The 18,772-nt window shown below is 72.6% G+C and carries 17 protein-coding genes and 1 riboswitch; of the genes, 6 read left to right on the top strand and 11 right to left on the bottom strand.

The window, feature by feature from the left end; all coding sequences use genetic code 11:
* The first annotated feature begins 165 nt into the window (after positions 1-165).
* Together ABD831_RS04700 and ABD831_RS04695 are read left to right on the top strand one after the other, a co-directional pair.
* Positions 166-1,110: a potassium channel family protein gene (locus ABD831_RS04700; protein WP_344942250.1), complete on the top strand. Its 945-nt coding sequence runs from the start codon at positions 166-168 to the stop codon at positions 1,108-1,110.
* Between the two features lie 77 nt (positions 1,111-1,187).
* Positions 1,188-1,724: a GNAT family N-acetyltransferase gene (locus tag ABD831_RS04695; protein ID WP_344942246.1), complete on the top strand. Its 537-nt coding sequence runs from the start codon at positions 1,188-1,190 to the stop codon at positions 1,722-1,724.
* 205 nt (positions 1,725-1,929) lie between these two features.
* Here the strand turns inward: ABD831_RS04695 and ABD831_RS04690 are convergent, their stop codons facing one another.
* The 8 genes from ABD831_RS04690 to ABD831_RS04655 form a co-directional block, all read right to left on the bottom strand.
* Positions 1,930-3,000 carry an alkene reductase gene (locus tag ABD831_RS04690; protein WP_344942243.1) on the bottom strand — a complete coding sequence of 357 codons (1,071 nt, stop codon included), beginning with the start codon at positions 2,998-3,000 and terminating at the stop codon, positions 1,930-1,932.
* A gap of 231 nt (positions 3,001-3,231) precedes the next feature.
* Complete coding sequence (locus ABD831_RS04685) at positions 3,232-4,107, bottom strand: CHAP domain-containing protein (protein WP_344942240.1); 876 nt, start codon at positions 4,105-4,107, stop codon at positions 3,232-3,234.
* A 5-nt stretch (positions 4,108-4,112) separates the two neighbouring features.
* A riboswitch (cyclic di-AMP (ydaO/yuaA leader) is annotated at positions 4,113-4,302 on the bottom strand.
* 236 nt (positions 4,303-4,538) lie between these two features.
* Complete coding sequence (locus tag ABD831_RS04680) at positions 4,539-5,327, bottom strand: sortase domain-containing protein (RefSeq protein WP_344942237.1); 789 nt, start codon at positions 5,325-5,327, stop codon at positions 4,539-4,541.
* 17 nt (positions 5,328-5,344) lie between these two features.
* A complete protein-coding gene (locus ABD831_RS04675) occupies positions 5,345-6,124 on the bottom strand; it encodes a hypothetical protein (protein WP_344942234.1) in 780 nt (259 codons plus the stop codon).
* A gap of 149 nt (positions 6,125-6,273) precedes the next feature.
* Positions 6,274-6,645, bottom strand: coding sequence for an iron chaperone (locus ABD831_RS04670; RefSeq protein WP_344942230.1), 372 nt, complete (start codon positions 6,643-6,645; stop codon positions 6,274-6,276).
* Between the two features lie 160 nt (positions 6,646-6,805).
* Complete coding sequence (locus ABD831_RS04665; RefSeq protein ID WP_344942226.1) at positions 6,806-7,483, bottom strand: alpha/beta hydrolase; 678 nt, start codon at positions 7,481-7,483, stop codon at positions 6,806-6,808.
* Positions 7,484-7,646: 163 nt separating this feature from the next.
* On the bottom strand, positions 7,647-8,663 hold the full coding sequence (locus ABD831_RS04660) for a zinc-dependent alcohol dehydrogenase family protein (RefSeq protein ID WP_344942223.1): 1,017 nt from the start codon (positions 8,661-8,663) through the stop codon (positions 7,647-7,649).
* 31 nt (positions 8,664-8,694) lie between these two features.
* A complete protein-coding gene (locus tag ABD831_RS04655) occupies positions 8,695-9,696 on the bottom strand; it encodes a pirin family protein (protein WP_344942220.1) in 1,002 nt (333 codons plus the stop codon).
* Positions 9,697-9,757: 61 nt separating this feature from the next.
* On the opposite strand from ABD831_RS04655, the gene ABD831_RS04650 reads away from it, so the two are divergent.
* Positions 9,758-11,056: an MFS transporter gene (locus ABD831_RS04650; RefSeq protein WP_344942217.1), complete on the top strand. Its 1,299-nt coding sequence runs from the start codon at positions 9,758-9,760 to the stop codon at positions 11,054-11,056.
* 95 nt (positions 11,057-11,151) lie between these two features.
* Here ABD831_RS04650 and ABD831_RS04645 read toward each other — a convergent pair whose 3' ends face one another.
* Together ABD831_RS04645 and ABD831_RS04640 are read right to left on the bottom strand one after the other, a co-directional pair.
* On the bottom strand, positions 11,152-12,687 hold the full coding sequence (locus ABD831_RS04645; protein ID WP_344942214.1) for a S8 family peptidase: 1,536 nt from the start codon (positions 12,685-12,687) through the stop codon (positions 11,152-11,154).
* Positions 12,688-12,809: 122 nt separating this feature from the next.
* Complete coding sequence (locus tag ABD831_RS04640; protein ID WP_344942211.1) at positions 12,810-13,529, bottom strand: hypothetical protein; 720 nt, start codon at positions 13,527-13,529, stop codon at positions 12,810-12,812.
* A 320-nt stretch (positions 13,530-13,849) separates the two neighbouring features.
* Here ABD831_RS04640 and ABD831_RS04635 point away from each other — a divergent pair, with 320 nt between their 5' ends.
* Entirely contained in the window at positions 13,850-14,179 is a 330-nt protein-coding gene (locus ABD831_RS04635) for a hypothetical protein (protein ID WP_344942208.1), read from the top strand.
* A 1-nt stretch (position 14,180) separates the two neighbouring features.
* A complete protein-coding gene (locus ABD831_RS04630) occupies positions 14,181-15,320 on the top strand; it encodes a hypothetical protein (protein WP_344942205.1) in 1,140 nt (379 codons plus the stop codon).
* Here ABD831_RS04630 and ABD831_RS04625 read toward each other — a convergent pair.
* Positions 15,290-16,207: a hypothetical protein gene (locus ABD831_RS04625; RefSeq protein ID WP_344942202.1), complete on the bottom strand. Its 918-nt coding sequence runs from the start codon at positions 16,205-16,207 to the stop codon at positions 15,290-15,292. The two genes, ABD831_RS04630 and ABD831_RS04625, sit on opposite strands and share 31 nt — an antisense overlap.
* 517 nt (positions 16,208-16,724) lie before the next feature.
* Between ABD831_RS04625 and ABD831_RS04620 the strand changes: the two genes are divergently transcribed.
* Positions 16,725-18,599 (top strand): cytochrome c oxidase assembly protein, encoded by a 1,875-nt coding sequence (locus ABD831_RS04620; protein ID WP_344942197.1) that lies wholly within the window; start codon positions 16,725-16,727, stop codon positions 18,597-18,599.
* Positions 18,600-18,772 lie beyond the last annotated feature (173 nt).

Raw genomic sequence — 18,772 nt, 5'->3', positions numbered from 1 at the left:
TCCGCACTGACGCCCGAGGAGACGGTCGAGCAGGTCGTCGACCACGCACACGCCAAGGGGTTTGTCACATATCGTCGCCGGCTGTGACGACCCGGCCGCGCGGGCGGGTCAGCCGTCCTATCCTCGGTCTCGGGAGGTTCGCCTCCCGACCGAGAGGAGGCGCGCATGGCTCCAGCCGCCATGCCTCCGCGGCCGCGGGGTGTCCGCGGGGTCCGCGCGGACGCGCCCAACCCGCTGCTCGACCGCTTTGGGCTCGTCCTCCTCCTCGTGCTCGCCACCATCGCCGTCCAGGGCCTGGTCGACGTCCGCGGCTCGGCGCCTGCCCAGCTCTTCGCGCACGCCATCAGTGGGCTGGCGCTCGTGGCGGCGGCCCGGGCCTCAGGATCCCCGCGGCGCTGGCGTCGCGCCGTCGACGTCGTGGTCCTCGCCGTCGTGCTGCTGAGCCTCTCGACGTTGGCGTGGCGTCGCGCCGACGGCAACCTCGCCGTGCCGCCGGAGACGACGTGGCTGCTCGCTGCCGCCCTGACCCCGGTGCTCATCGCCCGACGCGTGCTGCAGCACACGGTGGTGACGATCCAGACCATCATGGGCTCGGTCGCGGCCTACCTGCAGATCGCCGTCGCCTACGCGTTCCTCTTCCAGACCCTCGACGCCTTCACGTCGAGCCAGCTCTTCGGCCAGGAGGTGTCGACGACCGTCTACATGTACTTCAGCCTCGTCACCATCTCGACGGTCGGGTACGGCGACTACGCCGCGGTGACGGAGTTCGGCCGGATGGCTGCGGCGAGCGAGGCCGTCATCGGGCAGGTCTTCCTCGTCACCTTCGTCGCCCTCATCGTCTCGCGCTTCGCGGCGGGTATGCCGCGTGGCTCGGGTGGCCCTCGCACGCTCCGGGAGGCGCTGGCCTCGTCCCGGGCACGAGAGACCTCAGCCGAAGGCGGCAGCCCGGGCGGAACCTCCGACGCGGGCGTGGTGGGCACGGAGGGTCCGGACGCGAGGCGGGCCGACGACTCGACGAGGCCCGGATCGACGGGGCCAGGGTCGACGGGGCCAGGGTCGACAGGGCCAGGGTCGACGGGGCCAGGGTCGACGGGGCCCGGATCGCCGTGAGCCGGGTCGGTCCGGTGAAGGCTCGCGTCTGGGGCCCGGTTCACGCGGGCGACACACCCGCGGCCTAGCATCACGGCATGCCCGACCTGCTGGTGCGTGACGCCACCGCCGACGACGCCGTGACGTGCGCCGCGATCTATGCGCCCTACGTGACCGGCACGACGGTGACCTTCGAGACGGAGCCGCCCGACGCCGCCGAGATGGCTCGGCGGATCGCCAAGGCGCAGGACCGGCACGCGTTCCTCGTCCTGGAGGAGGGCGGCGACGTCGTCGGCTATGCGTATGGCGGCCCCTTCAAGGAGCGCGCGGCCTACCGGTGGTCGTGCGAGGTCTCGGTCTACCTCGCCGACGGGCGGCGCGGCCGGGGTGGCGGGCGCCGGCTCTACGAGGCGCTGCTCGAGCGGCTCTCGGCGCGGGGCTACCGGATGGCGGCGGCCGGGATGACGCAGCCCAACGAGGCGAGCGCCCGACTGCACGCGGCCCTCGGCTTCGAGCCGGTGGGCACCTACCGGGCCATCGGCTGGAAGTTCGGTGCCCCGCGTGACGTCACGTGGGTCCAGCGCCCCCTCGGCGAGCCCGTCGCCCCCGGCGAGGACCCGCCCGACCCCGCCTGACCCACCGCGCCACGTCAGCCCGCGGGGAGGACAAGGCCCTGCCGGAAAGGGCCCACCCCACGTGGCGAGCACTACCCACCCCACCCCAGAGTCGAGTGAGCGCCCCGCCCCAGTCGAGTGAGCGCCCCGCCACACGTGACGTGTGACGGGGCGCTCACTCGACTGTTACTGGGCGCTCACTCGACGGGAGTGGGCGTGGGGGACGTCAGGGGAGGGCGGGGTAGTCCGTGTAGCCCTCGGCGCCGCCACCGTAGAAGGTGTCCGGGTTGGGCTCGTTGAGGGCCGCGCCCTCGCGCCAGCGACGGACGAGGTCCGGGTTGGCGAGGAACTCGCGGCCCACGGCCACCGCGTCACCGAGGTCGCGCTCGAGGATGTCCTCGACGTCGGCCAGCTCGGTCACCTTGCCGAAGCCGGTGTTGAGGATGACCGGACCCCCGAAGCGCTTGCGCAGGTCGCGGACGATGTCGGACTCCGGGTCGCCGAGGATGCTGAGGTAGGCGAGACCGAGCGGCGCGATGCCCTCGACGAGCGACTCGTAGGTCGCTGCGGTCTCGACCTCGTCCTGCTCGAGGACGCCCTGGATGTTGTGTGCGGGCGAGATGCGGATGCCGACGCGGTCGGCGCCGATCGCCTCGGCCACGGCCGTGGTGATCTCGACCGTCAGGCGGGCCCGCGCCTCCGGCGAGCCGCCGTAGGCGTCGGTGCGCTGGTTGCTGCTCGGCGCGAGGAACTGGTGCGGCAGGTAGCCGTTCGCGGCATGCACCTCGACCCCGTCGAGCCCGGCCGCGATCGCCTGACGCGCAGCGTGGACGAACTCCGCCACGAGCGCGGGGATCTCGTCGGTCTCGAGGGCGCGCGGGACGGCATACGCCTGCTGGCCGTTCGCGGTCACGATCTCGCCGGGCGCCGCGATGGCGCTCGGGGCGACGCTCTCGAGGCCACCCTTGTTGTCCGGGTGCGCGATGCGGCCGGCGTGCATGAGCTGCACGACGACGTGTCCGCCGCCCGCGTGCACGGCGTCGGCGACGAGGCGCCAGCCGGCGACCTGCTCGTCGGAGTGGATGCCGGGGGTGTCGAGGTAGCCCTGGCCGACGGCACTCGGCTGGGTGCCCTCGGTGATGAGGAGGCCGGCGCTCGCGCGCTGGCCGTAGTACTCGGCGTTGAGCGCGGTCGGTGCCTGGCCCTCGCCGGCGCGGTTGCGCGTCAGCGGTGCCATGACGAAGCGCTGGGGGAGGTCCCAGCGGCCGATGCGGATGGTGTCGAAGGCCGTGGACACAGGCCTGCTCCTCACGTCTTGGGGGACTGCTAGGGGACTGTCGGTGGTGGTCGGCGGCATCCACCGCTGATCGGTGGAGCCTTCAACCACCTACTCGACAAGGTCCGGAAGGCGGCGATCATTCCCGCTTGTCCAGGGTTGTGACGGGTATGACGAAGGGGAGGACGCCGCAGCATCCTCCCCTTCGTACGCGCTCAGCTCGCGGAGAACTCCGCGGTCACGACCCGTGGGTCACGGCGCGTAGATGTACTTCATGCCCGGACCGTCGGTCAGGGTGCGCGTGTTGTAGTTGTACGCGCCGGCGAGGGCGTTCATCTCGATGATCGTCACCTGGTTGCCGTTGACCGCGGTCACCCACGCGACGTGGCCGACGCTCGAGGAGCCGTGGACGCCGGGCTGCATGACGAGGATCGAGCGGGTGCGCGGCGTGCTGGTCACGGTGTAGCCAGCGGACGCAGCGCCGGAGGCCCAGGCCATCGCGTTGCCGGTCCAGCCGCCGGGGTAGTAGCCCTCGGACTGGTACCACTTGTTCAGGGCGCCCCACGTGCACTGGCCGGCGGTGGCCCAGTTGGAGGAGGCGCGCATGCCGGACGAGGCGCTCGGCACGGAGGCGTTCACGCTCACCTTGGCCGACGAGGTGCTCGCCGTCAGGGTCTTGCGCGTCAGGTCGCGCGAGGCGCGCGCAGCGGCGGCCTTGCGGTCAGCGGCAGCCTTCGTGGCGGCGGCGCGCTCGGTCTTGACCTGGACGTCCTCGATGACCTGCGGCTTGGGCTTGGCGACGCGCTGGGCGACGGCCTGCTGCACCGCGGGGGCGTAGCCGATCTTCGACAGCGCGGTCGATGCGGCCGGAGCAGCAGCGGTCGCGGGGCCGACGGCAGCCGGGGCCGCGGACTCGGCGCCGGCAGCAGCGACGTTGCCCGAGTTGGGGGTCAGGGTGTCGGCACTCGCCGGGTTGGCGAAGGTGGCGACGAGGCCACCGGTGGCGGCGACGACAGCGCCCGCCTTCATGGCCGGCTGAGCCGACTCACGGGCGAGCAGCTTGAGCTCGTTGAGGGGATTGTGGCGACCTGGCGCACGGTGGCGGCCGCGGGTGTTCTCAATGTTCACGCGTTTGTACCTCTCCGCGCCTACGAAGTTAGCTGTCGGGTTCGGGCGGAAAGGTGCCCGGTCTGCCCCCACCGCGCGAGCGTTCGCGTGGCGGGTGCGGTCTTCACCCCAAGGGCGTCCGAAGTCGTTGCGCCGGACGCCCGGAGAAACGTGTGGTTCCTCCGCTCCTGTCACAAGGTTTGATCTCTCTCGTCAGGCGGTGACAGGACTAGGCGGTCCACCTCACGAGAGTCCGACCAGGTAGCCGGACTCCCGGAAGAGTAGACGACAGAACTGGCAAATGTCACGCCACGGTAACGGCGGCGCGTAGGGGGAGACCTGAATGTCTGTTTTCAGCGCCTATACCAACGCTTTACCTGCGGCTGGGTGTGACCGGAGTCACAGCTGACGGGCGCCAGCCACCCGCCCCTCGCGGGTAGTCCGCCGGGCGCTCAGCTCGCGTTCGTCAGGTGGCCGAAGACGACGACGTTGTCGCGGTACTCGTTGCGGCTGTCGGTGGGCCCCCCACACGTCACGAGGCGGATCTCCGCCTTGGTGAAGTCGCCCTTGTAGACGAGCTCGGTCGGGAAATGCGCCTTGTTGTAGGCCGCGACCCGGTCGACGGTGAAGGTCAGGTGCGAGCCGTCCCGGCGCGAGACCCTGACGACGTCGCCCGCCCTGACCCGGCGCAGCTCGTGGAAGATCCCCGGCACCCCGGAAGGAGTGTCGACGTGGGCCGCCAGCACCGAGGGGCCGAGCTGCCCCGGCGTGGGGCCGGCGTCGTAGAGCCCGACCTCCTGCGCCGTGCCCGGCACCGAGATCGTGCCGTCGCGCTGGACGCTGAGCGGCACGAAGTGCCGGGACCGCACCCCGATCGAGGGGATCTCGATCGAGGTCGGCTCGGAGGCCTCGAGGAAGTCCCCGATGCTGCCGTTCCCGGCGGCGCCCCGGTCGGCCCCGGGACTCGACGTCGCGCTCTGACGTGGCGGCGTCGACGAGGCGCCTGAACCGGATGGGGTGGCGGGACCGGGCGGGCTGGACATCTGCGAGATGGGGGGCACCCGGCCCGCCGCGGGCTGCGGCGAGCCGGGTGTCCCTCTGAGCCCGAGCACGAGCGCGACGATCCCGACGACGACCAGGACGGCCGTGACCGCGACGGCCGCCGCCACGGCCGCACGCCCGTGGCGACGGACGTGGCCGGCCGGCCGGTCGCCGTCGGGAGACTGCGTGGGCTCAGGCATGTGAGGGCCTCGGTCGCTCAGGCGCGCGAACGCGCGCGACGAGCCGCGAAGGCGCCGGTACCGGCCGCAGCGAGAAGGGCCCCGCCACCGACGAGCATGAGGGCCTCGTTCTGGCCACCGCTCTTGAGGCTGTCAGCCGCGAGGCCGCCGCCGGTGTGCATGCCGCCCGCGGGAGCGACGCGCAGCGCGCCACACAGCGCCGGGTCGGTGGCCTCGGTCGGCAGCGACGGCATCAGGTCGCTCTTGGTGTCGCCGGAGTACTTGCCGTCCTTGTTGTAGTCGACGCCGTGGATGACGACGACGGACTCGCCGGCCGAGATCGCCTTGGCGACGTCGCTCGAGACCTTGATGCTGCCGCGCTGGTAGGCGATCTTGCCGCCGGGCGCGGTGCTGAAGCGGTCGATCGCGAGGCCCGACTTCGGGCTCGTGTCGCCGGTCTTGGTCAGCGACACGACGATGTCGCCGTAGGCGGGGCCGCCCTCGGTCGTGTTGAGGTGGCCGTCGCCGTTCTTGTCATCGGACAGGACCGGGCACTCGTGGCGGGCAGCCGCACCGAAGTGGATGTGCGCCGCGTGGGGGTTGTCGGGGAGCAGGCCGTTCGCGGCCATCGTGACGGTGATCTTGTTGCCCTGGACCTCGACCATGGCCGTGCCGCTGCCCTGGACGCCGTTGCCGGCGACGGGCTTGAGGTTGGCGCTGACCCACGCGTCGGCGGCGAAAGCCGGACCGATGCTGAGGGCCATGGCGGCTGCTGCGGCGAGGCTGGCGCCGGCAATGCGAGTGGTGGTGGTGCGCATCTGTGTTCCTCCTTGACGAGGAGACAAGCCGTCCATCCTGCTCTGCTTCAGACGGGGGGTCGTCGTCGACCGTCTCCGCGCAGGGGTTCGCCGCCACAGGGCTCACTGGATTGCGATTCCACCGGAATTCTTTCGAGGGGGTTGTCCGGCTACGTGGACTGCTCGGCCGCGGCGGCGCGCCGCTGGAGGCAGAGCTCGGTGATCTCGGAGATCAGCTCGAGCGGGACGGGGCGGCTGATCGGGAAGCGCACGGTGTCCTTGGCCCGCCGGTAGGGGCCGATGGCCTCCTCGAACTCCGGGCCGCCCGTCGGGACCGGGTAGAGCCCGACGTGGTTCTTCCAGCCGGCGTAGTAGATGAGCGGCTTGCCGTCGACGGTGAAGGTCGCCATGCCGTAGCTGATCTTCTCGCCCGCATGGGGCGCCGCCTCCCGGATGGCGCGCCGGACGCCCGAAAGCTGGGTCCGTGTCTCCTCGGGGTAGGAGTCGATGTAGTCATCGACGGACGCAAATCTCGGGGCCAATCCTGGTCCTCACCTAGTTCCGGACCGGTCGTTGGAGGGGTTGACCCGACTGTATTGGGCCAATGGGACGACTGCAAAGCAAGTTCGCAATCAGTGACCTAATGGTCACTTACCTACAAACGGTGCACGGCCCTCGCAGGCGGACCTCCACAGCCTAACCTCAGACCTGGACCCACTCCTCGCCGGCCAGGACCTTGGCGACGACGCCCTCGGCCCGGCGGCCCAGCAGGGTCGCGGCGGTGAAGTCGGCAGCAAGGCCGTCGAAGACCGAATGGCGTCGGAGCATCGCGTGCTTGCCGCCCTCGACCGTGACGTAGCCGACCTGCTCGGCGGTGCGCGCGAGGTCGCGCGCCACCGCGGCGGAGTTCACGGGGCGGGCGACGCGGTCTTCGTCGCCGTGGACCAGGAGCACCCGGCGCCCGGTGAGGTCGAGGCGTCCCTCGTCGGGGTAGACCCACGGGTTGAGCGCGACGGCGCTCACCACCGGCTCCTCGGCGGCGGCGAGCAGGGCGGCGCGGCCGCCGAGGGAGTGGCCGACGAGGCCGACCGGAAGGTCCGCGCCGAAACGGTCCGCGACCTGGGCGAGCGCCCAGCGCACGTCGTCGACCGGGGTGTGGTGCGCGTCCCAGCCCCGGGTCGAGTTGAGCAGCCGGAGCACGGCGAGCTCGCCCTTCGCGGCCCGCGCGATCCGGCCTGCGATCGGCACCATGCGCAGCACCGACAGCTGGGTGGGGCTCACACGCATGGGGCTCCTGCGCGCGGCCCCTCCGTGCAGCACGATCGCGATGCCGCGGGGCGCGCTGGGCACGGCCGTGTCGATGAGCCGCGCGTCTGTCACGTCCTGCTCCCGCTTCCGGCCTGGGTGGGTGCTGCGATGGGGTATGCCGTGTGCTCGGGTTCGCGGGTCACGGGCGGGATTCGGAGACCGCACGTCCACGGCTTGGTCTGCTCACGGCATACCCGATCGGTGTCGGCGGCGGGCGGCTGTCCAGGCTTGGTGCTCAGGGGCGCAGGAGCACCTTGATGGCGCGACGCTCGTCCATGGCGCGGTAGCCCTCGGCGACCTGGTCGAGGGGGAGCGTCAGGTCGAAGACCTTGCCGGGGTCGATGCGGCCGTCGAGGACGCGCTCCAGCAGGTCGGGCAGGTAGGTGCGGACGGGGGCCATCCCACCGGCGAGGCCGACGTTGCGGACGAACATCTGCCGGACGGGCAGCTCGACGCCGTGCGGGGCGCCGACGAAGCCGACCGTCGAGCCGGGGCGGCCGATGCGGAAGGCGGTCTTCATCGACTGGTCGGTGCCGACGCACTCGAGGACCGAGTCGGCGCCGATGCCGCCGGTGAGCTCCATGACCGCCTCGACCCCCGCTTCGTCGCGTTCGGCGATGACGTGGGTGGCGCCGAAGTCGCGGGCCAGCGCCTGGCGCGGCTCGTGGCGCGACATGGCGACGATGCGCTCGGCGCCGAGCTCCTTGGCGGCGATGACGCCGCAGAGACCGACGGCGCCGTCACCGATGACGACGGCGGTGCCGCCGGGCTCCACGCGCGAGGAGACGGCGGCGTGCCAGCCGGTCGCCATGACGTCGGCGAGCGTCAGCAACGACGGGAGGAGGGCGTCGTCGGGCATGCCGTCGGTCGCGACGAGGCTGCCGTCGGCCTGGTTGACGCGGACGAGCTCGGCCTGGCCGCTCTCGGTCCAGCCCTGGTGGTCGCAGACCGACGTCATGCCGGCGAGGCAGTGCGGGCACGTGTTGTCGCAGTGGACGAACGGGATGACGACGAAGTCGCCCTTCTTGATCCGGCTGACCTCGGAGCCGATCTCCTCGACGACGCCGACGGCCTCGTGGCCGATGGTCGAGCCGGCCGTGATCGGGTTGGCGCCGCGGTAGGGCCAGAGGTCCGAGCCGCAGATGCAGCCGGCCACGACGCGGACGACGGCGTGAGTCGGTGCCTCGATCGTCGGGTCGGGGACGTCGGAGAGGCGGATGTCACCGGGGGCATGGATCGTCGTGGCGCGCATCGCCCCATCCTCCCCCACCCGCTCGACTGGGTCAGCCGCGGGAGCGGAGCCTCAGGTTGGACAGGCCGGGCGCGGGGAGGGTGTGGTCCCACGCCTCCGGGAAGGTGCCGTAGGCCGCCGACCCGCCGGTCTCCCGCGCCTGCTGCCAGGCCTCGCGGAAGCCGACGACCTCGTCGTGGCTGCGGCCGATGAAGTTCCACCACATGACGATCTGCTCGCCGAAGGGCCTGCCGCCGAGCACGAGGAAGCGCGCCGGCTCGTCGGGTCCTGCCGAGACGGTGAGCCGCTCGGTGCCGGTGCCCTGGAAGACGATCTCGCCGGGCTTGGCCGTCGCGTTCGAGACCGTGAGCAGCCCGGTGTCGCAGAGCAGCCCGTGCTCGTGGGCCGGGTCGACGTCGACGGTCAGCGAGGCGCCGGCCTCGAGCGTCACCTCGGCGCCGACGAGGTCGGAGAACATCGTCACCGGCGAGGTCTGCCCGAAGAGCGTCCCGAGGAAGACGAGGACGCGGGCGGCGGGGGCGCCGGGGTCACCGTCGACCTCGGTCACCGGCGGCGCGTAGTGCTCGAAGCCCGGCGCCGTGAAGCGGTCGGCCTCGGGCAGCGCCACCCACAGCTGCGCGCCGTGGAGCACCGTCGTGCCGGGCGTCGAGTACTCGGAGTGCGCGATGCCCGAGCCGGCGGTCATGATGTTGAGCTCGCCCGGCCGGACGAGCGCGTGCGCCCCCGTCGTGTCCCGGTGCTCGACCTCGCCCGAGAAGAGCCACGACACCGTCTGCAGGCCGGTGTGCGGATGGCCGGGCACGACCATCCCGCCGGTCTGCGACACGTCGTCGGGGCCGTAGTGGTCGACGAAGCACCACGCCCCGATGAGCGAGCGCTCCCGCTGGGGCAGGCTACGGCGGACCGGCATGGCGCGCGGCCCGCCGAGCGGCACCTCGCGGTACGGCAGCACGCTCGGGGGTGAGGTGGCGGAGCCCCGGGACGTGTCCTCTGCGCAGACGACCTCGGTGGGGTGGCGGTCAGGGTTGCTCACCTCATCAGGCTAGGGCCGTCCTCGGGCCGGACGCGCAGATCCGGTTGCTACCTTTCGCGGCATGACCGACGCGACAGCTGCCGCTCCCTCCACCGGCCGGCCTGGACGCTGGTCGGCGTGGCGCGTCGTGTGGTGGTTCGGCTTCGTCAGCCTCGCGGCCGACATGGTCTACGAGGGCGCACGCTCGATGTACGGCCCGCTGCTCGCCTCGCTCGGCGCGTCCGCGCTCGTCGTCGGTCTGGTGACCGGCGCCGGCGAGGCGATGGCACTCGTGCTGCGTCTCGTCTTCGGGCCGCTGGCCGACCGGACCGGGCGCTACTGGGGCCTGACGATCGCCGGCTACGGCCTCACGGCCGTCTGCGTCCCACTGCTCGCCGTGACGCCGTTCATCGGCGGCGCGGGACTCGTCGTCGCGGCCGTCCTCATCCTCCTCGAGCGCTCCGGCAAGGCCATCCGCAGCCCGTCGAAGTCGGCGCTGCTCGCCCATGTCGCGTCGGCGGTCGGTCGCGGCCGTGGCTTCGGCGTGCACAAGGCGCTCGACCAGGTCGGGGCGTTCGGCGGGCCGCTGCTCGTCGCCGCAGTCATCGCTGCGACCGGTGCCATCTGGCCGAGCATGGCGGTCCTCGCCATCCCCGGGGCGGTGGCCATGCTGCTGCTGGTCGTCATTCGCTCCCGCGTGCCCGACCCGTCCGTCTACGACGTCGAGCCGCCGGGTGCCTCGGGCGCCGCTCCGGCTGCGTCGGCTCCGGGTGCGTCGACGGGGGGTCGAGGACTGCGCGGATGGTTCGCCGACGCCGTCGGGTCGGGCCTGCCCCGTGAGTTCTTCGGCTACGCCCTGGCCGCCGGTCTCATGACCGGAGGTCTCGTCACCTTCGGCATCATCGGCTACCACCTCACCGTCGAGGGGCTCGTCCCCGTCGCGACCGTCCCCGTCGTGTACGCCGGCGCGATGGCCGTCGAGGCGCTCGCCGCCCTCGGGGTCGGTCTCGTCTACGACCGCCGCGGTGGCGCCGTGCTGTATGCCGTCCCCCTCCTCGTCGCGCTCGTGCCCCCGCTCGCCCTGGCAGGGTCGGTGTGGCTCTCGCTCGTCGGGGTCGCGGTCTGGGGCCTGGCCTACGGCGTGCAGGACTCGACGGTGAAGGCGCTCGTCGCGGAGGTCGTGGAGGCACCGAGGCGCGCGACGGCATACGGCGTCTTCGCCGGGGTGCAGGGAGCCTTCGCGATCGTCGGCGGGCTCGTGGCCGGCTGGCTCTACGACCGGTCGCTGCCCGCGCTCGTCGTCGTCGTGGCGCTGAGCCAGCTCGTCGCGCTCGTCCTCCTCGCGCGCACCGTCCGCTCCCTCCGCGTCCAGACGGTGTGACGACGGAGCCGCTCGAGTGAGCGCCCCGCCCCACACGAGTGAGCGCCCCGCCCCACGAGCTCGTGGGACGGGGCGCTCACTCGAGTGATGCTGGGTCAGCTCACGGCGTCGAGGGCGTCGACGACACCCTCACCGAAGAAGCTGTTGTTCTCGACCGGGCCGACACAGACGGGGCCACCGGTCGCGGCGCCGCACGCCTTGTCGTCGGCCTGCGCGCGGAGCTTGTCGATCATCTGGGCCGGCGTCCACGTCGGGTGGACCGACTTCATGAGCGCGAGCACACCGGCGACGTGCGGTGACGCCATCGAGGTGCCGCTCTTCGTGCCGTAGCCGTTGTTCGTGACGATCGTCGAGAGGATCGTCGAGCCGGGAGCGGCGACGTCGATCTTGCCGAGGCCGCGGTTGCTGAAGCTCGAGAGGCGGCTCGTCTGGCTTCCGGTGGGCACGCTCTGCATCGACGACACGGTCACGACGCCGTCAAGCTCGGTCGGGATGTCCTCGCAGCCACTGTTGAGGGTGCGGGTGACGAAGCCGGCCGGCGGCTGGTCGTCAGGGCTCGTCGTGTCCTTGAACGACGACTTGTCCGACAGGTCGCGGGCCGAGTTGCCGGCCGCGGCCGCGTGCACGACGCCCTGCTCCGTCGACCACGTGACGGCGCGACGCACGGCCTCCTTGGCGGCGTACTGGTCGGGCTGGTCCTCGCAGTAGAACTCGAACGGGTCGACGTAGTAGCTGTTGTTCGTCACGTCCATGTGCTTCATGCCGGCCCAGATGAAGCCGCACACGGCGTACTCCGGGTAGATGAAGCCGGCGTCGTTGACGACCTTGACCGCAGCCATGCGCACGTTGGGGGCGACGCCGACGATGCCGACACCGTTGCGGGCCGCGGCGATCGTGCCGGCGACGTGGGTGCCGTGGTCGCTCGTCGTCGGGTACCAGCCGGTGGCCGAGAGGTCGGGGCGGCCGGCGTCGGTGCAGTTGACGGAGTCGGCGACGTCGATGTTGGCGGCGAGGTCGGGGTGGTCGGGGTCGATGCCGCTGTCGAGGACGCCGACGAGGACGTTGCGCGACCCGTCGGTGATCGCGTGGGCCTGGTCGGCCTTGATCATCCGCATGTCCCACTGGTCGGCCTCGCGCGGGTCGCTCGCGAGGGCCGGCGACGTGTCGGACTCGAGGTCGCCGTTGGCGTCCTTCTTCGCGCCCTGCTTGTAGCCGGACGCGCCCCGGCCCCAGGACGCCCCTGCGACCTCGGGGGTGCCCTCGGACACGGCGACGGTGCGGGTGGCGCCGACGGAGTCGACGGCGTTGGCGCCCTTCGCGACGACGTCGGCGCGGAAGGTCGAGACCTTCGAGTGCGCGATGACGACGCCGATCTGCGGCCACGACTGGACGACGACGCCGCCGGCGGCCTTGACCGCCGTCTCGACGAGGCGCGTCTGGCCGGGGTTGGCGATCCGGGCGTTGACGACGTAGCTCATGAGCTGGCCGTCGGGGGTGTTGATGGTGACGGGCGTCGAGACCGGTTCGGCGTCGGTCGAGGCGACGGCGACCCCACCGATGGCGGCGGTGGAGGCGAGGGCGAGCGACGCGACGGCGACGACGCCGCGTCTGGTCAGGCTGGGGTGTCGCATGGGTGAGCTCCCGTGGTGTGAGAGGGACTGTGCCGGCGCCCGGTTTGGGCGCATGACGACATCCTCGGGGGCTACCGGCGAGTTCGCGCGTCGAGCGAGGGGCCAGTTTCGCCGATCGTGGGTCAGGCGGGTCCGACGGCGTCGGCTGCCTCGGCCGGCCGGGTCAGCGGCGCGAGCGCGATGAGGAGCAGGAGGGAGCCGAGCGGCCTCAGTCCCCAGGGGAGCAGCAGCACCGCTGCGGCGACCGCCGCCAGGGCGAGGGAGCCGACCGGCAGGTGACTCTCGACCGTCAGGGCGACGAGGACCGCGGCGAGAGCCACGCCCGTGAGCACCGCACCGCCCGACGAGAGCGCGGCAGGGATCGTGTCGCCGAGCAGGCCGGTGACGTGCCCGAGCCAGACCGCGCCTGTGGCACCGGCGCCGAAGGCTGCGAGCAGCGCCGTCGGCAGCGCGAGCGGCAGGTGACGCAGGCGAGCCCCGAGGGCCGTCGTCAGCCAGGCGAATCCGGCCACCGAGGCCACGAGGAGCATGCCGGCCGCGACGGAGAGCGCTCCCTGGTCTCGGGCGGCCGCCAGCCCACCGAGACCGCCGAGGGTGCGGACGACGCCGTTGTCCTCGAGGCTGTCGAGTCCGTCGACCCAGTCGACGATCCCGTGCGTGAAGAGCAGGAGCGGGGCGAGCAGGGCGAGCAGCGGCACCCGGTCCACGGCCGTTCGGGTGCGGGGCGCCGATGGGGACGTCACCGTGGCTGCGATCGCTGGCTTCGCGGCATACGCCCCGTAGGCCGTATCGGCCGTCGCCGTGCCGCCCGGGCGGGGCGTGATGAGCGTGCTCGTCGTCATGCCTCCCAGCGTGGCGGCCAGCGGCGACGGTGCCCATCGGGGTCGACCCCGAGCCGCCCCCGAACGACCCCCCAACCAACCCCCATCCAGCCCCCAACCCGACCCCTGAGAGATCGACGGGAGGCGACGGCGCCGGCACGGACGTCTTTTTGTCCATTTCGAAGACTTTGACCGACTTTGGTCGTAGCGTGCGGCTGAAGGGTCGGGGTCAGGGTCGGCCCCGTCGGGCTCTGGTCTAAGGGGTAGACATGTCGGTGCGCTTCAACGCTCCTCCGGGATGGCCGGTTCCGTCGTCGTCGTGGGCTCCGGGTGATGACTGGATGCCCGACCCCAGCTGGCCGACGCCACCCCGGGGGTGGACCTTCTGGATCGTCGACCACCGGCCCGGCCCCACCGCGGGCGACGCCGGGACGCCGCGCTTCGGCACGGTGCCCCGCTCGACCGCCGCCACGTCAGCTGCCACGGCAGCCGCGTACGGCACGGACCGCGGCAGCTGGCTCGCGAGCCTTCGCTCCCGGGCGGCGACCGAGTCCCTCGTCGCCGCGACGACGTCGAGCCCCGCCCCCGAGCCGGTACGGCAGCGGGTCGGCGCGGACAGCGCGTGGGAGATGGACGGTCTGCTGGCGTCCGCGGGCCGGCTGGACCTCTGAGGTGGATCTGCTGCTCAGGGTCGCACCCGAGGTGCGGCTCAGCTCCTCGACGTCCGGACTGCGTGCATCGCTCGACGGCGACGGCAGCGTGGTCCGCGTCGGCACCGGTATCGGGTCCCGCTCGGCGTCTCCAGGAGATGCCGGCGGCGGCGAGGTGCACCGGAGCCTGACCGAGCTGGAGGCACGCGCCCGAGAGGCTCAGGAGTCCGGTGACCTGCACGCGCTCGCGTCGGTCGAGGAGTCCCTCGGCTCGCTCCACCTCGAGCACCACCCGCCGCGTCGCCGACCGGAGCCGCCCGAACGTGCCGTGATCTCTGCCAAGGAGCGAAGCCTGCTCCAGCGCAAGGCCTTCCGGGCTGCGCTGCCCCAGGTGTCGGTGTTCAAGCGGGCGGCCCGCACCAAGGCCCGGGCCATCGCCGAGACGGAGGCCGACAGCTTCAGCCACACCCTCGACCTGGCGCACGTCGTCATCGCCCAACACCGGGCGGCCGCCCTCGACGACGAGTGGAACGGCCTCGCCGAGCACGACCGCTGCGCGGTCATCGCCGAGCTCGAGGCCGAGTTCGCGGCGGCCGCGTGCGGCTGCACGTGCGTCGACGCCGGGTGGGACGTCGACACCTCGCGCGGCTACGTCACCGTCGTGTGCCGCTATCCGGGCGTCGACATCGTCGCCGAGCGAGGGCCGGGCGTCTCGTCGAGCGGTCGCCGGATGCTGCGCCGTCGCACCCGGGCCGAGCGCAACTCCCTCTACCTCAGCGGCCTGGCGTCGTTCGCCCTGGCCGCTGCCCGTCGGGCGATCAGTGTCGCCGTCGCCGCCGACGACGTGCACCTCGTCATCGTCCGCGGGCCCGAGGACGGCGACGGTCTCGAGCCGATCTACGTCGGCAGCCTCAGCCGTGAGGCCGTGACCCTGCGGCCGTCGCTCGCCGACCCGGTGCCGCTGCTGCTCGGCTCAGCGGTGCGGCCCCTGCAGTTCGACGGCCCCGCCCACGACCTCGTGGCGGTCGCCCCGGATGCCGACGTCATGGACATCGTCCGGCTCTGCGACGAGGCCATCCGCGACGCGCAGATCGACGAGCTCCTGGACCGGGCGAGCGCCGACGGGGCAGGTCAGGCCGGGAGCCTGCAGGACGCCGACTGACCCTTGGCCGCCACGGCCTGGTAGCCGGGCAGCGTCGCCAGTCCCTTCTTCCACAGCACCCGCCAGGCGGCCTCGGCCGCCACCGGGGTCATGCCACCGGCCTTGAAGTGCGACTGGTCCTTGAGGTGCGTCTCCCAGGGGGCGATGGCGATGCGGGCCCGGGCGAGCACGTCGTCGACCGTCTTCATCGAGGCCGCGCAGCCGCGAACCGCGTCGGCTGTCGCCCCGGTGGCCGCGGCGTCCACGGCGCACGTGTCCTTGGACGCGGCCAGCGCCTTGTCGGCGGTCCGGAACGCCACGATGTTCTCTGCCGCCTTCTCGGTCGTCGCCGGCCACGCCGCCTTGGCCTGCGCCAGGGTGAGCTTGCCCGCCTGCAGGTCGTTCATGATGTCGAGGTGCCGGTCCCACTGGGACAGGGAGCGGTAGGCGTCGTCGCGGGCGGCCGCCTGCAGGTCCCACCTGGTCCGGCACGAGGCGACGGCCTGCGCCACCGGGTCGACCGTGGCGGTCTCCGTGGGGCTGGGGGCGCCCGGTGTCCCGGTGGTGCCGGGGGAGCTCGCGGATGCCGTGCTGGGCGAGGCGCTCGGCGAGGCGGTCGGGGAGGCGCTCGGCGAGGCGGTCGGGGAGGCGGTCGATGAGGCCGGCACCGAGGTGGTCAACGGGCTGGTCGGGGTCGTGGTCGGCCCGGGCGTCCTCGTCAACGGCGCGGCCTGGCCGGGGATCTCGGACGGAGAACCGGTCGGCGTCGATGTCGTGAACAGCCCCTTGCCGAACCACACGGCGGCGCCCAGGACGACCACCGCCACCACGCCGCTGACGAGCATGATCGCGTGTCGCGCTCGCTCGCGTGCCCGTAGCGCTCGTCGTGTCTGTGGCTGCTCACCCATTGCGTCCCCCTCGACCACCAGGCGCGCCTGCACCGGTCCCCAGCGGTTTCTGCGGTCTCGCTTGCACCATAACTGCTACCCGTGCGTACTAGTCTCGAAACCCATTGGCATCTGGTCGAATACGACATGTGACCGGACGTTCGTTCGGCGTTCTACGCGGCCGCGGGGGTGGCTGTGGAGTGGCGGTGCGGATGACTCCGGCGTTGTCGTCGGGACGAATCCTGTTGTGCCATGGCGCATCCGGTGCATCTCAAGGGATGGGGGTCTGGGGGATGGACGTGGTTCCGCGAACCCTCGGCGAGCCTTCAGACGCCTCCGGATGCATGGCTCACGACGCGAAATGCCACTGCGACAGTCGAATTCGGTCATTTGCGACCGAATACCCCAAAGCGCCTCGGCCGTGACCAACCCCTCGCGCCGGAACCTGCCGACAGCGCTGATCCCAGCTGTCGCACCCGTCGTCGCCGTGGTCACCGGCCTCCTCGCCTGTGCCGTGGCGGCACGCTCGTCTGGGGCGATGGACCCGTTCGTCTTCGTCGAGGACGCCGGTCCGCTCGTGCGCTGGTCGGTGCCGCTCGTCCGCGTCGGGCACGACGTCGCTGCGGCCGTCACGGTGGCCTCCCTCGTCTTCGCGGCCTCCCTGGTCCCCGCGCGTGCGCTCTCTGGCCCTCGGATGCGCTCCCTCGCACCGTCCGCTCCGCTGCGCCTCGCCGCGGGCGCCGGCCTCGTCTGGGCCGTGCTCGCGCTCGTGGGTGTCGTCCTCACCTTCGCCGACGCGGCCGGCCTGCCGCTGTCGAGCCCGGCGCTCGGAGCCCAGCTCCAGACCCTCGTCTGGCAGGTCGACGCGACCCGCATCGGCCTGCTCACCGGCGGGTGCGCGGTCGTCGTCGCGACGGGAGCGGTTCTGGCGCGCAGCCGTGTCGCCGCCGGCTGGCTGGGCGCCCTCGGGGCTCTCGGTGTGATGGTCCTCGGGCTCGCAAGTCACACCGGCGCCTCGGACGACCACGAGACGTCGGTCGACGCGATGGCACTGCACCTGCTCGGGGCGACGACGTGGGTCGGAGGGCTCGTCGTGCTCGTCGTCCTCCACGGCTGGCTCGGTGACCGGCCGGGCGGGCAGCTCGGCGTGACGGCGCGGCGCTACTCGACGCTGGCGCTGGTCGCCTTCGTCACCGTGGGGCTCTCCGGTGTGCTCGCGGCGACGACCCGGCTGGCCTCGTGGTCCGACCTCGGCACGCCGTACGGGCGGCTGATCGTCGTGAAGTCCCTCGCGTTCGTCGCCCTGGGCCTGGCCGGCTGGTGGCACCGGCGCCGGTCCCTTCCAGCCCTCGACGCAGGAGTGGGACAGCGCGCCTTCGTGCGGCTCGCGCTCGGTGAGGTCGCCGTCATGGGAGCGACGTTCGGCGTCGCCGCCGCCCTGTCCCGCAGCGCGCCACCCGTGCCCGAGGACCTGCCCGACCCGACCCCCGCGCTCGCCGTCACCGGCTTTCCCGCGCCGCCTGACCCCAGCGCGGTCGCGTGGTGGGCGACCTGGCGCACGGACTGGCTCTGGCTGGCGGTGGCCGGCGTCCTCATCGGGGTGTATGCCGCGTGCGCCGTCGCTGCCCGCGTGGCCTCCGCCCGTGCGCTGGTCGAGTCCCACCGCGACGACAGCCAGGCGGGTCGTCGCGAGGCGCGGACCGTCGTCCCGTGGCCCGTCGGCCGCTCCGTCTCGTGGGTGCTCGGGTGCCTGCTGCTCGTCTGGGTCACAAGCGGCCCGCTCGGGGTCTACGGCCGCGTGTCGCTCGCCTGGCACACGGCCCTCCTCCTCGTGCTCGCCCTCGTCGTGCCTCTGCTGCTCGTCGCCGCCTCACCCGTCACGCTGGCCGAGTGGGCCCTGCCGCAGCGCGACGACGGCACCCTCGGTCCGCGTGAGGTCGTCGTCGGGGTGGCCCGGTCGGGGGCGGTGCGCGCCCTCACCCGGCCGGTCACGGCCACCGTCCTGCTCGTCGGGGCACTCGTGCTGCTCCACGCGACGGGTCTGCTCGACCTCGCCCTCACGACCCATCCGGGGCACCTCCTCATGACTGTGGCCGCGCTCGGTGTCGGTGCTCTGTGGGCGACCGGGATGGTCGGGCCGGGTGGCAACGGTCCCCGCGGGTCCCGCACCCTGCTGTCGTGCCTCGGGGCACTCGACCTCTTCGCCTTCGCCGCGGCGGCCTGGCTCGCCCGGACCTCGACCGTCCTCGGCGCCGCCGTGCTGGGCGGCCTCGACCTGCCATGGCTGCGGGACCTCGAGGCCGACCAGCGGCGTGCCGCGGGGGTCATCCTCTTCGTCGTCGTGCCGGTCTCCGTGCTGCTGGCCGTCGTCGTCCTGCTCCGCTCGCAACGGGCGGGCGGCCGAGGTCGCTGAGAACGCGAGGACGCTGACGGCTACCTGCTCGTCCTGCGCGTCTCTCACGAGCCGACCACGGCGACGGTGTTGGCCGCTACGCTGCGACGACGGGCTCGCGGACTCCGGACCATCCCTCCGCCGCGTGCCCGCGTGCGCGACGTTGCCCAGCGGGGAGGGCCATGAGGGGTGGC

Origin of the sequence: Terrabacter ginsenosidimutans (genome assembly GCF_039539425.1) — a bacterium.
In the GTDB taxonomy this organism is placed as follows: Bacteria; Actinomycetota; Actinomycetes; order Actinomycetales; family Dermatophilaceae; genus Terrabacter; species Terrabacter ginsenosidimutans.
This window is presented reverse-complemented; position numbering and strand designations above follow the sequence as displayed.

Coding starts and splice junctions, on each gene's coding strand:
- ABD831_RS04625 (WP_344942202.1), bottom strand. CDS start 16,207: ATGGGTGAGCAGCCACAGACACGACGAGCGCTACGGGCACGCGAGCGA.
- ABD831_RS04675 (WP_344942234.1), bottom strand. CDS start 6,124: ATGCGCACCACCACCACTCGCATTGCCGGCGCCAGCCTCGCCGCAGCA.
- ABD831_RS04645 (WP_344942214.1), bottom strand. CDS start 12,687: ATGCGACACCCCAGCCTGACCAGACGCGGCGTCGTCGCCGTCGCGTCG.
- ABD831_RS04680 (WP_344942237.1), bottom strand. CDS start 5,327: ATGCCTGAGCCCACGCAGTCTCCCGACGGCGACCGGCCGGCCGGCCAC.
- ABD831_RS04695 (WP_344942246.1), top strand. CDS start 1,188: ATGCCCGACCTGCTGGTGCGTGACGCCACCGCCGACGACGCCGTGACG.
- ABD831_RS04650 (WP_344942217.1), top strand. CDS start 9,758: ATGACCGACGCGACAGCTGCCGCTCCCTCCACCGGCCGGCCTGGACGC.
- ABD831_RS04700 (WP_344942250.1), top strand. CDS start 166: ATGGCTCCAGCCGCCATGCCTCCGCGGCCGCGGGGTGTCCGCGGGGTC.
- ABD831_RS04635 (WP_344942208.1), top strand. CDS start 13,850: ATGCCCGACCCCAGCTGGCCGACGCCACCCCGGGGGTGGACCTTCTGG.
- ABD831_RS04640 (WP_344942211.1), bottom strand. CDS start 13,529: ATGACGACGAGCACGCTCATCACGCCCCGCCCGGGCGGCACGGCGACG.
- ABD831_RS04620 (WP_344942197.1), top strand. CDS start 16,725: ATGGACCCGTTCGTCTTCGTCGAGGACGCCGGTCCGCTCGTGCGCTGG.
- ABD831_RS04660 (WP_344942223.1), bottom strand. CDS start 8,663: ATGCGCGCCACGACGATCCATGCCCCCGGTGACATCCGCCTCTCCGAC.